Raw genomic sequence first — 14,028 nt, 5'->3', positions numbered from 1 at the left:
AACCCGGGCATAATCTGCGCAGATAGTTGCATATACACTTAATTAAGAACGACGAACGAACGATGGAGGCACACATGACGGCAGCAGTACAAACGGTGACGGAACAATGGGAAGAACAGCTGCGCACCGTGCGCGCGCGGGTGTTGCAGGGCGGCGGGCGGCCTGGCGTCGTGCCGGCGCAGGAAGCGCGCGGGATGACGGGACTGGCGATCATGCAGGCGCTGCTGGAAGGCCGCTTCCCGTACGCGCCCATCGCCGAGACGCTCGACTTCTTCCTCGTCGAGGTCGACAAGGGCGCGGCCACGTTCCAGGGCACGCCGCTGCCCACGCACCTGAACCCGATGGGGACGGTGCACGGCGGCTGGTACGCCACCCTGCTCGACTCGGCCGTGGGCTGCGCCGTGCAGACGATGCTGGAGCCGGGCTTCGGCTACACGACGGCGGAGCTGAGCGTGAACCTCGTGCGCGGCGCACGGCTCGATGGCGGGCCGCTGCGCGCGATCGGGACGGTGCTCCACTGCGGGCGCCAGCTGGCGACGGCCGAGGGCAAGATCGTCGATGCGCAGGGGCGGTTGTATGCGCATGCGACCACGACGTGCCTCGTGTTCGAGGCGCGATGATGTGATCCGTCATGCGTGCCCACCTTTGCATGCGTGTCGATCTGCATGCATTTGGTGCGCACGGGGTGCCCACCCTACGTTGCGGCGGCGGTCGCGGCGGCGTACCGGCTCGCCGGCTTCGTGCGCGACAGCTCGGGCTGCATTGCGCGGCGCGCGGCGTCGTACGCGTCCCACTTCGCACCATCCTCCAGCGCGGGAATCGTTGCGAACTCGCCCCGGTCGAACCCGGCCAGCGCCGCGTCGACGAGGTCGTCCGCGCGCATCACGATTTCGCCGGGCAGGTGCTCGACGGGCGTGCCCGCGATCTGCCAGAAGTCCGTCGCCGTGGCGCCCGGCAGCACCACCTGCACACGCACGCCCTTGTCGGCCAGCTCATGCTGCAACGACTGGCTGAACGCCACCACGTACGCCTTGCTGCCGCCGTACACGCCGTTCAGCACTTCCGGTGCGATGGCGACGATCGACGCGATGTTGATGAAGGCGCCCTGCCCGCGCGCGACGAAGCCCGGCGCCGCCGCATGGGTCAGGCGCGTCAGCGCGGTGACGTTCAGCGCGATCATGTCCTGCATCCTGTCGACGCTCGAACCGAGCAGCGGCCCCGTGTCGCCCACGCCCGCGTTATTCACGAGCAGCGTGATGCCGGCGTCGCTGCGCAGCAGGTCTTCCACGCGGCGCAGGTCGGCGTCGACGGTGAGGTCGGCCGGGACCGTGCGCACCGCGCGGCCGTACGCGGCCTGCAAATGTTCGGCCTGCGCGCGCAGGCGCTCGCCGTTGCGGGCGACGAGCACGAGGTCGTAACCGCGGCGCGCGAGGCGGTCCGCGTAGAGGGCGCCGATGCCAGTGGAAGCGCCTGTGACGACTGCGGTGCCGAGATTCGCGTTGCTCATGTCATTCTCCTTTGGTTAACTGTGTGTACGCACATATAGGTGCAAAAAATTTTGCTACGGTGCCAGCGTCAGCAACGACTGGCGCAACTCTTCGGCCAGCCCGGCGCCGAATTTGCTTTCGAACTCCGCCTGTGCCGTCTGCCACACAGGCATCGCTTCCGCCAGCTTCGCGCGGCCCGCCTCCGTCAGGCGCACGACGTTGCGGCGCGCATCCTCCTCATGCGGGCCGATGGCCACGAGACCGTCGCGCTCCAGCGGCTGCAGCGCGCGGATCACGCTCGTGCGCTCCATCACCAGCGCCTCGACGAGGTCCTTCATCGAGGCCGCCTCCACTTCGTCGACGTAGACAAGAATCGAGAACTGCGTGCTCGTCAGGTCCACGCGCGACAAATGGTCTTCGTACATCTTCGTGATCAGCCGCGCCGCCTTGCGGGAAGCGAAGCAGTTACAGGCGATCAGGCGTTCGGAAGCAGTCATGGACTTAGTATTATGTGTGTACGCACACAAGTCAAGCGCTTTTTCCATCATTCCACCGATGGAACAATGAAATCCGATAAACCGGCTTAATCCCGCGAGAAGCAACGAATAGAATGTTTTCCATCGACCCAAATGTGGAGAACGACGATGAACATCCTGCAGATCAACGGTAGCGCCCGTGCCAACGGCTCGAATTCCACCCGCGTCGCCGACGCCATCACGGCACGCCTGAAAGCACGCCATCCGGAAGCGACCGTCGAGCTGCGCGACCTGGCGCGCGACCCGCACCCCGTGCTCGATGAAGCGGCACTGAACGCGATCTTCACACCGGCCGACCAGCGCACGCCGGAACAAAGCGCGCGTGCCGCGCTGGACGACGCCCTGATCGCGCAACTGAAGCGCGCCGACGTGATCGTGCTGGGTGTGCCGATGTATAACTTCAGCGTGTCCGTGCAGATCAAGTCGTGGATCGACGCCGTCGCCCGCGCCGGCCAGACGTTCCGCTACACGGCGAACGGTCCGGAAGGCCTCGTCACCGGCAAGAAGGTCTACGTCGGACTCGCCCGCGGCGGCATCTACCGCGACACGCCCAACGATTCGCAAGTGCCTTACCTGAAGGGCGTACTGGGCCTGATGGGCATGACGGATGTCGAATTCATCTACGCCGAGGGCGTCAACATGGGCGCCGAGCGCGCCAGCGCCGCGTTCGACGAGGTGGCCGTGCAGATCGACGAGATCGTCGCCTGATCCCAAGCGCCTACGCGATGGAGTCCACGACGCCGCCATCCACCCGCAGCGCGGCGCCCGTCGTGGCCGACGCCTGCGGCGAACACGCGTAGACGATCATGTTGGCCACTTCGTCCACGCTGGCCGCGCGGCGCAGGATGGAACCGGGCCGCTGCGTGCGCACGAACTCGGTCGCGGCCTGCTCGACGGACGTCCCCGCCTCCCTGGCCGAATCTTCCAGCATGGCGCGCACGCCTTCCGACAACGTGGGCCCCGGCAGCACCGCGTTGACGGTGACGCCGCTGCCGGCCGCCAGCTTTGCCAGCCCGCGCGACACCGCCAGCTGCGCCGTCTTGGTCATGCCGTAATGGATCATGTCGGGCGGGATGTTCAGCCCCGATTCCGACGAGATGAACACGACGCGGCCCCAGTCCCGTTCCAGCATCCCCTTCAGGTAGTGCCGCGCCAGGCGCACGCCCGACATCACGTTCAGCTGGAAGAAGTGTTCCCACGTCGCGTCATCGACGTCGAAGAAATCCTGTGGGCCGTACGTGCCCGCGTTGTTGACGAGGATGTCGGCGGCCGGCTCGGCGTGGACGAGTGTCGCCGCGCCCTCGGCTGTCGCGAGGTCGGCGGCGACGCCGCGGAGTATCGCGTGCGGCACGCGCGCCAGCACGGCCTCGCGCGCCCGCGCGATGGCGTCGTTCGTGCGCCCGTTGAGGATGACGGTGGCGCCCGCGTCGGCAAGGCCGATGGCCGTCGCGAGGCCGATACCGGCGGTGGAAGCGGAAACGAGGGCGGTCTTGCCCGTCAAATCGATGTGCATGATGACTCCTTTCAGCGGGCGACGAGGCCCAGTTGCCGCATCAGCGCGAGGTTGTCTTCGATGTGCCAGTTGTCGGCGATCTTCCCGTCCGCGACGCGGTAGATGTCGGTGGCGATGAAGTCGATTGCCTGCCCTTGTCCTTGCTTGTCCGCCCACCGTCCCGTGAAATGGCCGTGGAAGCGATAGTGCACGGTGACGCGGTCGCCCGCAACGATCAGTTGTAGCAAGTCGGCCTGCAGGTCCGGAATCGCCGTGCGCACGAATCTGGACGCGGCCAGCGGCCCCGGCACGCCTTGCGCGCGACCCGGCGGCAGGGTGCGGTCGGTGAAATCGGCGGCGAGTGCCGCGCGGGCGTAGCGTGCGTCGCCCGTGTGCCAGAACGTGGCGTAGCGGCGCGCGGCCAGGATCTCCGTATCGCGCTGCGCCGGCGCCAGCGACACGTCGGCGATGACTTGCTCTGCGCTGACGAGTCGTTCGTCCGCGCTGGCCGGCAGCGTCACCAGCATGGCGGCGAGGATAGGGATGGGGATGGCTTTCATGGCTGTGCTCCTTGTTTCGACGGGCCCATCATAGATTTCACGCTGCACGAAAAATAGCGGCAGAATACGAAATCATTGTTTCCGAAAAGCGCAAGATGGACACGCTCGCCCACCACTTCCCTGCCCTCGTCGCGTTTGCCCGGATCGTCGCGGCCGGCAGCCTGTCCGCCGCGGCGCGCGAGCTCGACGTGCCCGTGTCCGTCGTCAGCAAGCGTTTATCGCTGCTGGAAGCGCACCTCGGCACGCGCCTGCTGCAGCGGACGACGCGGCGCCAGACGCTGACGGAGGAAGGCCAGTTGTTCCACGCGCGCGTGCTGCGCATCCTGGACGAAGTCGAGCAGGCCGAGGCCCTGCTCGCGCAACGCCGCGACGGTGTACACGGCCTGTTGCGCATCACGGCGCCGGGGGAGCTGGGACGGCGCTGGCTGGCGCCCATCGCGGCCGCGTTCCAGGAACTGCATCCACAGGTGACGATCCAGCTGGCGCTGACGGATACCGTCGTCGACCTGCTGGACGGCGGCCACGACCTCGGCGTGCGCTACGGCGCGCTGGGCGACTCGTCGCTCGTCGCGCGCGCACTGGCGCCGAACTACCGCGTGCTGTGCGCGTCCCCGGCCTACCTGCAGCGCCACGGCGAACCGCGTACGCCGGCCGAACTGGCAGGCCACCGCTGCATCGTGATCGGAGATCAACGCCGCACTGACTGGAAGTTCGACGGCGACGAGACGGCGCCCGTGCGTGTGAACGCCGCCTTCCTCACGAACGACGGCGGCGCCGCGCAGCAGCTGGCGCTGGCCGGCAGCGGCATCGCGCTGAAATCGATCTGGGACGTGGGCGACGACCTCGAAGCGGGCCGCCTCGTGCGCGTGCTGCCGCACCACGCGATGGCGGCGGCGCCCCTGCACGCCGTGTATCCGCACCAGAAGAATCTGGCGCCGCGGGTGCGCCTGTTCGTGGGCTATCTGAAGGAACGGCTGCAGGCAGCGTGGCGCTGGTAGGCGTCAGCTCACGCCCGGCTCCAGCAAGGTCACCGTGCGCGCTTCCGTGTCCAGCCGCGCACGCACGCCGACGGGCAGCGTGAACTGGTTGCGGATATGCCCGAACGAATACCCCGTCACCGCCGGCACGCGCAGCGGCTGCAGGTGCACGTCCAGGGTCTCGTCCAGGGTGAGCGACGGGCCGTCGCCCCGCGGTCCGCAGTTCTCGCAGATGCCGACCATGATCGCGGCCGCCTTGTCGAAGCCGACGGCCAGGTCGAGCTGCGTCATCCAGCGATCGATGCGGTACGGCTCTTCGTTCACTTCTTCGAGGAACAGCAGGCTGCCCGTGAAATCGGCCGCGTATGGCGTGCCCGCCAGCGCGCTCACCAGCGACAGGTTGCCGCCCAGGAGCGGCCCCTCGGCGACGCCGTCGTGCACGGTGCGCGTGGCGTACCAGGGTTCGTCCAGCGCGCGCTTGTCATTCTCGGCCGACATCGGGATCGCGTAGGAGTCTCTCGGCTCAGTCAGCACGGCCAGCAGGTGCTCCGTCGAATAGTCCGACGGCGTGCTCGATGCGACCGGGCCGTGGAACGTCACGACGCCCGCGTGGCGGTGGATGGCGAGGTGCAGCGCCGTGATGTCGGAATAGCCCAGCAGGATCTTCGGGTGCGTGCGGATCAGGCGGTAGTCCAGGTGCCGCAGCAGCGAGATGCACCCGGAGCCGCCGCGGATCGCCCAGATGGCTTTGACGTCGGGGTCGCGGAACATCGCGTGCAGGTCGGCGATGCGCGCGGCGACGGTGCCGCCGTAGTTGCCCCACACGTCGCGCAAATAAGTGCCTGGCTTGGCGCGGAAGCCCAGCGCCTCGATGTGCCGCACGGCTTGTTCGATCGCGGCGTCGCTCGTGTAGCCGCCCGGCGCGACGAGGCCGACGACGTCGCCGCGGGAAAGGCGCGGAGGTTTGATCAGTGGTGTCATGGTGGATGCGTGACGCGCGCGCGCAGGCGCAAGAGGCAGCAGCAGCGCCGCCGCCATCGTCGCGTTGAACCTGCGTCTGCTGCCGTTCATGGAGTGGTCGTCAAGTAGAACGGCCCGCGCCGCGGAAGCTTGTGGCTTCCAGGGTCGCGGGCCGCAGGTAATGCCAAGGATACTGGCGATACCGGTTAGAAGAAGCGGTATTTGATGTCGAAGCTCAGCGAGCGGCCGCGCGGATCGGCCACGCGCGGATCCCAGCCGGCGCCCACGACCTCGTCCACGTTGTGCGCCGTGAACGGCGGGTCGCGGTCGAACAGGTTCTGGATGCCGACGGTGATCGTCGTGTCCTTCAGGCCCGTGTACGTCGTCGACAGGCCCCACGTCGTGTAGCTGGACACGCGCGGGTTGAAGCCGGCCGGCGGCGTGCCGACGCCGCCGTTCGGCAGCTCGTCCTTGTAGCCGTCGCGGTACAGGTTACTGAGCAGGAAGCTCCACGGGCCCTTGGCGACGCTGACGGTGGCATTGTGCTTCCAGCGCAGGTACAGGTCGCGCGTGTAGAAGTTGCCGACGTATTCGACGTACGGCTGGCCTTCGAACTCGGCGAACTTGTAGCTCTGGGTCCAGGTGCCGTCCAGCGTGGCGTTCCAGCGCCAGCCGTCCGGCAGGTTGCCGCGGCCGCGCAGGCCGACGTCGGCGCCGCGCGTCTTGAGGCCCGCCGCGTTGATCCAGCCCGCATCGATGTAGTCGATGACGTCGTCGGCGTTGCGGTGGATGTATTGCGGCAGCGAGGCTTCGTTGGCCAGCACGACTTGCGGCGTACGGTTCAGGATGCGGTCCTTGACGTTGATCGCCCAGTAGTCCACCGACGCCGAGAAGTTCGCGCTCGGCTCGACGATGAAGCCCAGCGTGCCCTGCCTCGACGTCTCCGGACGCAAGCCCGGATTGCCGCCGCTGAAGTAGCGCAGGCGCTCGATGGCGCAGAAGCGCGGGTCGCCCGGGTGGGACGCGCAACCGACCGGGTCGGACACGCCGTTCGGCAGCTCCTGGTCCAGGCGGCCCGAATACAGCTGGGCGAAGCTCGGCGCGAGGAAGCCCTTGTTGGCGGAGCCGCGCAGCATCAGCCAGTTCGTGGGACGGTAGCTGAACGCGATCTTCGGATTCGTCGTCGCGCCGATCAGGCTGTAGTCGTCGCGGCGCAGCGCCAACTGCAGCTCCAGGTTCTTCATGACCGGGACCACGAGTTCCGTGTAGATGGCCTTGATGTTGCGATTCACGGTGTCCTGGTTCGCATTGCCCGGCGCGAGCAGGATCGTCGTCGCGTCGACGTTCTGCGCGAAGGCGTAGCCTTCGCGGCGCAGGTCGGTGCCGATCGCGCCCTGCAGCGGGCCCGCGGGCAGCTGCCAGATCTCGCCCGCGATGGACGCATTGAACTGCGTGAGCGTCGTCTTGCCGTGCTGGAGACGGCCGTAGAACTTGGCGCCCTCGAGCGCCTGCATCGCGGCCGCGCTCTGGCCCTGCGACGGCGCGGCGAACGGATTGACGACGCCGCTGCCCAGCACCTTGTACAGCGCACTCGTGTAGGCATAACCATTGACGAGATCCGTCGTCGTGTGGCTCTCGCTGTGCGACAGGTCGATCTTGTAGTCCCATTTGCCGGCAAGCAAGCCTTCGGCGCCCGTCATGAGGCGGACGGTGTCGGTCGTGTAGGCCTGCGTGCGGTTACCGAGCGGCCAGGCGCGCCATTTGTAGATGATCGGTTTCGTCTTGTCGAACGAAGCGATGTACGGCGACAGGTCCTGGTAGTACGGGCCGCCCACCGGATACGCGTTGCCTCGCGCGAGCGACGTGGAGATCTGCGTCGGCGTGAGGATCGCCAGCGTGTTCGTGTGCGCGGCGACGGCTTCGGCGAACACGCGGTGCTCCGGCGTGACCTGGAACGTGGCGCGGCCGACGCCGTTCGTGCGCTCCGTCGGCAATTGCATCACGTAGTCGCCGCCGTAGTCGTAGGCGCAGGAAAACGTCGTGCGCAGCGGCGACGTCACGTCCTTCCACAGCGCGGTGGCGTACTGGTTCATGCCCGTCACGCTGTTGCACTTGCCCTGCAGGCTCAGCAGGCCCGCCTGCAGGTATTTGTTCGGATCGCCCGGCATCTGGAAGTTCGAGCCCAGCGCCGTGCCGGCGCCCGTCAGCTGGTTGGCGACGGGGGCGCCCGTCGTGTCCGGCGACAGGCCGCGCGATGGCTGGTAGCCATTCGCGAACGAGCGCTGGTGCGAATCGAGTTCGTCGTTCCTGTCGTAGCCGACGGCGGCCATCATGTTGAAGCGGTCGGTGTCCAGGTTGCCAAAGCCGGCCACGACCTGCAGCCGGCGTGTGGCGCCGCCGCCGTGCTGCGTCCAGTTGCCGGAGGCGTTCGCCTGCACGCCTTCGAAGTCCGTCTTGAGGATGAAGTTGATGACACCGCCGACGGCATCCGTGCCGTAGATCGCCGACGCGCCATCCTTCAGCACCTCGATGCGGGCGACGGCCGCCAGCGGGATCGTGTTCAGGTCGACCGCCTTGCCCGACAGGCCGTAGCCGGAAATACGGCGGCCGTTGATCAGGACGAGCGTGCCCGTCGGCCCCAGGCCCCGCAGCGATGCGAACGAGCCGCCACCGCTGACGCGGTCGGCATCGGCGCCGAACACGTTATTACCTGAAGTCATATTGTCGGCGCCCGTGCCGTTCGCCGAGATCAGGCGCATCAGCTGTTCGGCGTTCGTGATGCCCTGCTTGTCCAGCTGGTCCAGCGTGATCGTCTGCACCGGCAGCGCGCCTTCGGTGGCGATGCGCTTGATGCTGGAACCCGTGATCTCGACGCGTGGAATCGGCTTGCCCGCCTCGGCCTCCTGGGCAAACGCCGGTGCGGCGACGCCGATGAGGGCGATCATGGACGCTAACTTCTTTAACTTCACGGGTCTCTCCTTCGATGCGTGTTGTTATGTTGATCTCAAAGGTAAGCGCACTCGCGCGCGCCCGGCCAATGAAAATTCCGGCGCCGCGTATAACTACAAGGAATGTTTCGTTTAGTTAATCTAGCAAAAACTGTCACTGTCCTCTTGCCGCACGTGCTCTTTCCGCAACATCGATGTCCAGATAACGCCATTGAGTGAATTCGACGGGGTGCCGTTTGTAGTTTTTGAGCCACGGTTGCCGGATATCGGCCGACAACACGTTCGTCAGCGGCACCCACGGGTTGTACGCGTGGATCAGCTGGTTCATCTCGACGTACAGCTTCTGGCGCTCGGGACCATCCCTCAGTGCATGCGCCTTCTCGTAGCGCTCGTTATAGGCCGGCAGGTTGAAGCGGGCATAGTTGGCGCGGCCCGCGTTCGGGCCGTACAGCAGCTGGTAGAAGTTATCGCCGTCGGGGAAGTCGGCGATCCAGTTATTCTCGAACATCTGCACCTTGCCAAGGCGCGACGCCTTGATGATCTCCGTCTTCTTGTCGGACTTGAACACGACGCGCAGGCCGACGGCATTCAGGCATTTGCGCCACAGTTCGTCGCGCAGGCGGCCGCTGACCGTCGCTTCGCTGCTCATCTGCAAGGTCAGGGGCTCGGTGCCGCCGCCCGGCTTGGGCATGCGTCGGAATCCGTCCGGGTCGCGCTTGTCGTAGCCGAAGCGGTCCAGCAGCGCGTTCGCAAGAGCCGGATCGTACGGGACGGGGCTGCGGTAGTTCGGGTCATAGCCGAGCACGCCCGGCGGCAGCGGCGACTCGGCCTTGATCGCGAATCCTCGTTTCAGCAGGGCGATGTCCTCGGCGCTGTTGTAGCTGAGCGAGATCGCGCGCCGCAGCGCCACCTTCTCCTTCGTGTACCCACCCACCACCGGGTCTTCCATGTTCATCCACATGTAGTAGGTCTGCAGCACGGGGAAGCGGTACAGCTGCATGCCGCGCGCGGCGAGTTCCGGTTTCAGCTTGCCGTTCGTGATGACGAGGTCCGTCATCGATTCCGGCACCTGCTCCAGGTAATCGTATTCGCCGTTCAGGAAGCCCAGCACGCGGGCCTGGAATTCCTCCGCGATCTTGACCTCGACCTTGTCCACGCGCGGCAGCTTCTGCCCTTCGAGCGCGCGCGCGATGGCGCGGTCGGCCGGATCGGCGGTCGTGTCCGCGCTGACGCTGGAATGGAACACGGCCGTCGATGCGGGATTGGCGACGAGGACGATGCGGTCGCTGTGCTTCCACTCGCCCACCATGAACGGTCCCGTGCCGACGGGGTGATTGCCGGCCTGGTCCGGATACGCCTCGATCACCTCGCGCGCGACGACACCCGTGGCGGGCGTCGCCAGGTAAAACAGGAAATTGTTATCAGGCTCGGCGAGGCGGATCCGCAAGGTGTACCGGTCGACGGCTTGCAAGCCCCGGATGGCCGTCGCATAGCTGAAGTGATTCGTCCAGGCCGCATCGCCCAGCAATTTACCCTCGAACATGAATGACCACGGCGATTTCAGCGTGGGATCGTACAGGCGCTGGAGGCTGTAGACGTAGTCGGCCGCCGTCACCTCGCGCGGCGGCCCTTTGAACGCGGGGTCCGGCGTGAAATGCATGCCGGGGCGGATGTGGAACGTGTACGTGAGGCCGTCGGCCGAGATCTCGGGTAAATCCTTCGCGCCATTGCCCTGCAGTTTGACGGGCCGCGCCAGGTAGTCGTAGCGCAGCAGCGGGTCGAACAGGTTTTCCAGCAGCGACAAAGTTTCGATATTCGACGCGACGGCCGGGTCGAGGCCCGTCTCGCTCGTCGATAGGTACATGTGCAAGACCTTGGGCGGACTGGCGTCCCCTTGCGCGGCGGCGAACGGGGCGAGCGCGGCGAGCAGCAGGGCGGCGAGGAGGGAGCGGCGTGTGGGCATGGCGGGGTCCTGGAAGCGTTGCGTATCATAGGCCGAGGCGTTAGAGGCAGGCAACACGATCGCGTCGGGCGCAACAGGCCGAAGCGATAGCAGAACGCTACGATTCGCCCTCGTGCATAACTTTTTTACATATCCCCAGCTTAATCTTTCATCAGTGCAGCTTGCTCAGCGCCTATACTCTCCGCTGCACAATCGAGCTCGGGCGCTGTCGCCCGAACCTACGACACCATGGCGTTAAATTACATCTGGACCGGCTTCTTCCTCGTCGGCTTTATTGCGGCTTTGGCCCAATGGATCTTTCTCGGGGATACCGAGATTTTCAAGCGCATCATCGACGGCACGTTCGACGCGGCCAAGATGGGCGTGATGGACATCGCCCTGCCGCTGGCCGGCGTGATGACCTTGTGGCTCGGCCTGATGAACGTCGGCGAGCGGGCCGGCGTCGTCGGCTGGCTGGCGAAGCTCATCGCGCCATTCTTTTCGCGCATCTTCCCGGACGTTCCGCCAGACCACCCCGCCACCGGGCACATGGTGATGAATTTTTCCGCCAACCTGCTGGGCCTGGACAACGCGGCGACGCCGTTCGGGCTGAAGGCGATGGAAAGCCTGCAGACGCTGAACCCCGACAAGGACACGGCCAGCAACGCGCAGATCATGTTCCTCGTGCTGCACACGTCGGGCCTCACGTTGATCCCGCTCGCGATCATGGCGCAGCGTGCGATCCTCGGCGCCAAGGACCCGTCCGACATCTTCATCCCCTGCATGATCGCGACCTATGTCGCCACCGTCGCCGGCATCATCGCCGTGGCGATCCGCCAGCGCATCAACCTGTTGAACGGCGTCGTGCTGGGCTGGCTGGGCGGCATGACGGCCGCGATCGCCGGGCTGATCTGGTATTTCACGCACTACCTCACGAAGCCGGAGATCGAGACCGTCTCCAAGGTCGCGAGCAATTTGATCCTGTTTTCCATCATCGTCGCGTTCATCCTCGCGGCCCTGCGCAAGCGCGTGAACGTGTACGAGGCGTTCATCGAAGGCGCGAAGGGCGGCATCCAGACATCGATCACGATCATCCCCTACCTCGTCGGCATGCTCGTCGCCATCTCCGTCATCCGCAACGCGGGCGTGCTCGGGTTCGTCGTGCAGGGTCTCGAATGGGTGATCCGGGCGGCCGGCATCGACACGGCGTTCACGCCCGCCCTGCCCACCGCGCTGATGAAGCCGCTGTCCGGCAGCGGTTCGCGCGCGCTGATGATCGACGCCATGAAGACGTACGGCGTGGACTCGTTCGTCGGCCGGCTCGCGTGCATCTTCCAGGGGTCGGCCGATACGACGTTCTACATCGTCGCGCTGTACTTCGGTTCGGTCGGCGTGCGCAAGACCCGCTATGCGATTTCCTGCGGGCTGATCGCCGACCTGGCCGGTATCGTCGCGGCCATCGCCGTGGCCTACGTGTTCTTCGGCTGACCGTTTTTTCGCATTTTCGACTCAAGGACAAGCATGCTTCGTCGTCACGCGCTTTCCCTCCTCGCCACCGCGCTGCTGGGCGTGTGCAATCCGGCCGCGGCGCAGCTGCAGCCTGCGCCGGCGTTGCCGCTTCCCGTGCTGGACGCATTGCGCGCGGCGGCGATTCCCGAGGATGCCGTCAGCGCGCTCGTGCTGCGCGGCGACAAGACGGTGCTGTCCCACCTGGCAGACCGTCCCTTGCATCCGGCCTCCACGATGAAACTCGTCACGACGCTGATCGCGCTCGACCGCCTCGGCCCCGTGTTCCGCGGCCGCACGGAACTGCGCACGACGGGCGAACTGAAGAACGGTCTGCTGCACGGCGACCTCGTGCTGCGTGGCGGCGCGGACGTCGACCTGTCCACCGAGACATTGACGACGATGCTGCGCAGCCTGCGCTACCAGGGCATCCGCACCATCGATGGCAACCTCGTCGTCGACCGCAGTCTGTTCAACCCGGCCCGTGCCGACGTGGGCGTTCCGCCGTTCGACGAATGGCCGGACGCCTATTACAACGTCATCCCGGACGCCGTCTTCGTCAACCGGAACATGCTGCAGCTGGACTTGCGCTCGACGCCGCGCCCGGACGGCAAGCCGGCCACCCGCGTGCGCGTCGCGATGCAGCCGGAGCTCGACGGCGTGGCGATCGAATCGGACATGAAGCTCATCGACGCCGACTGCGGGAAGTGGGAAGACGGCTGGAAACGGCCGGACGTCCTGCCACGCCCGAACGGCGGGCTCAAGGTCGTGCTGCACGGGACCTTCCCCAAGAACTGCGTGGCCAGCGATTCGATCAACGTGATCGACCGCCAGGAATACGTCGCCCGTCTCGTCCGCCGCATCTGGAAGTCGCTGGGCGGCACCCTCGCCGGCACGGCCGTCGAAGGCCCGACGCCGCCGGGCGCGCGCCTGCTGGCCGAGCATGTGTCGCGCGCGCTGCCGGAGATCGTCCGCGACGTCAACAAGCCGTCCGACAACACGCTGGCGCGCCTACTGTTCCTGAGCCTGGGCGCGCTCGAACCCGATCCCGTGCTGGGCAGCCATCCACAGGCCGACACGACCGTCCCGACACTCGCACGCAGCGAGGCCGTCGTGCGCGCGTGGCTGCGCGCGCACGGCATCGACGACACGGGGCTCTTGCTGGAAAACGGTTCGGGGCTGTCGCGCATCGAACGCGTCACGCCCATCCAGATGGGCGGCCTGCTGCAAGCCGGCCTGCGCAGCAATTGGGCGCCGGAATTCCAGGCCAGCATGCCGATCGCGGCCGTGGACGGCACGATGCGCCGCCGCCTGGTCGACAGCCCCGCCGCGGGCCGCGCACGCCTGAAGACGGGCACGATGTCGGACGTCGTCGCGCTGGCGGGCTATGTGCCGGACGCGGACGGCCGGCCGTGCGTGCTGGTGGCCGTGGTCAACAGCGACCGGGCCGGCAACGGGCGCGGGCGGGCCGTGCTCGATGCGCTCGTCGATTGGGTGGCGCGGCTGGATGGGACGACGCCGGCTGTGAACGGCAGGGTGGACGGCTCGGCCAGGCCGTAACGATACCGGCGCGCCGCCCGAGGCATGCCCGGCATGGCGTCGCCGAGCATGCCTTGCACA

Annotated in this window: 12 protein-coding genes; 5 read left to right on the top strand and 7 right to left on the bottom strand. The window is 66.7% G+C overall.

Annotated features, from left to right (window positions below):
• Positions 1-74 precede the first annotated feature (74 nt).
• Positions 75-620 (top strand): PaaI family thioesterase, encoded by a 546-nt coding sequence (locus tag HAV22_RS21945; RefSeq protein ID WP_229421359.1) that lies wholly within the window; start codon positions 75-77, stop codon positions 618-620.
• Positions 621-694: 74 nt separating this feature from the next.
• On the opposite strand, the gene HAV22_RS21940 is transcribed toward HAV22_RS21945, so the two are convergent.
• The gene (locus HAV22_RS21940) at positions 695-1,507 is read right to left on the bottom strand and encodes an SDR family NAD(P)-dependent oxidoreductase (RefSeq protein ID WP_166861899.1); all 813 of its coding nucleotides are present in this window, start codon (positions 1,505-1,507) and stop codon (positions 695-697) included.
• A gap of 54 nt (positions 1,508-1,561) precedes the next feature.
• On the bottom strand, positions 1,562-1,984 hold the full coding sequence (locus tag HAV22_RS21935; RefSeq protein WP_166861898.1) for a MarR family winged helix-turn-helix transcriptional regulator: 423 nt from the start codon (positions 1,982-1,984) through the stop codon (positions 1,562-1,564).
• A gap of 147 nt (positions 1,985-2,131) precedes the next feature.
• Between HAV22_RS21935 and HAV22_RS21930 the strand changes: the two genes are divergently transcribed.
• Positions 2,132-2,731 carry an FMN-dependent NADH-azoreductase gene (locus HAV22_RS21930; RefSeq protein ID WP_166861897.1) on the top strand — a complete coding sequence of 200 codons (600 nt, stop codon included), beginning with the start codon at positions 2,132-2,134 and terminating at the stop codon, positions 2,729-2,731.
• Positions 2,732-2,741: 10 nt separating this feature from the next.
• Here HAV22_RS21930 and HAV22_RS21925 read toward each other — a convergent pair whose 3' ends face one another.
• Together HAV22_RS21925 and HAV22_RS21920 are read right to left on the bottom strand one after the other, a co-directional pair.
• On the bottom strand, positions 2,742-3,536 hold the full coding sequence (locus tag HAV22_RS21925; protein WP_166861896.1) for an SDR family NAD(P)-dependent oxidoreductase: 795 nt from the start codon (positions 3,534-3,536) through the stop codon (positions 2,742-2,744).
• A gap of 11 nt (positions 3,537-3,547) precedes the next feature.
• Entirely contained in the window at positions 3,548-4,138 is a 591-nt protein-coding gene (locus HAV22_RS21920; RefSeq protein ID WP_371869712.1) for an ester cyclase, read from the bottom strand.
• A 32-nt stretch (positions 4,139-4,170) separates the two neighbouring features.
• On the opposite strand from HAV22_RS21920, the gene HAV22_RS21915 reads away from it, so the two are divergent.
• Positions 4,171-5,073 carry a LysR family transcriptional regulator gene (locus tag HAV22_RS21915; protein WP_166861894.1) on the top strand — a complete coding sequence of 301 codons (903 nt, stop codon included), beginning with the start codon at positions 4,171-4,173 and terminating at the stop codon, positions 5,071-5,073.
• Between the two features lie 3 nt (positions 5,074-5,076).
• Here the strand turns inward: HAV22_RS21915 and HAV22_RS21910 are convergent, their stop codons facing one another.
• The 3 genes from HAV22_RS21910 to HAV22_RS21900 form a co-directional block, all read right to left on the bottom strand.
• Positions 5,077-6,123 carry a S66 peptidase family protein gene (locus HAV22_RS21910; RefSeq protein ID WP_166861893.1) on the bottom strand — a complete coding sequence of 349 codons (1,047 nt, stop codon included), beginning with the start codon at positions 6,121-6,123 and terminating at the stop codon, positions 5,077-5,079.
• A 95-nt stretch (positions 6,124-6,218) separates the two neighbouring features.
• Positions 6,219-8,981, bottom strand: a complete 2,763-nt coding sequence (locus HAV22_RS21905) for a TonB-dependent receptor domain-containing protein (protein ID WP_371869706.1) — start codon at positions 8,979-8,981, stop codon at positions 6,219-6,221.
• A gap of 133 nt (positions 8,982-9,114) precedes the next feature.
• Positions 9,115-10,923: an ABC transporter substrate-binding protein gene (locus HAV22_RS21900; protein WP_166861891.1), complete on the bottom strand. Its 1,809-nt coding sequence runs from the start codon at positions 10,921-10,923 to the stop codon at positions 9,115-9,117.
• A 228-nt stretch (positions 10,924-11,151) separates the two neighbouring features.
• On the opposite strand from HAV22_RS21900, the gene HAV22_RS21895 reads away from it, so the two are divergent.
• Both HAV22_RS21895 and dacB read left to right on the top strand, forming a co-directional pair.
• Positions 11,152-12,390, top strand: coding sequence for a spore maturation protein (locus HAV22_RS21895; RefSeq protein ID WP_166861890.1), 1,239 nt, complete (start codon positions 11,152-11,154; stop codon positions 12,388-12,390).
• A gap of 33 nt (positions 12,391-12,423) precedes the next feature.
• On the top strand, positions 12,424-13,968 hold the full coding sequence (dacB, locus tag HAV22_RS21890) for a D-alanyl-D-alanine carboxypeptidase/D-alanyl-D-alanine endopeptidase (protein ID WP_166861889.1): 1,545 nt from the start codon (positions 12,424-12,426) through the stop codon (positions 13,966-13,968).
• Positions 13,969-14,028: the final 60 nt, after the last annotated feature.

It is taken from the genome of Telluria antibiotica, assembly GCF_011682055.1.
Lineage (GTDB): Bacteria > Pseudomonadota > Gammaproteobacteria > Burkholderiales > Burkholderiaceae_D > Telluria > Telluria antibiotica.
Note: the sequence above shows the minus strand (reverse complement) of the source record. Positions and strands in the feature narration are given on the sequence as shown.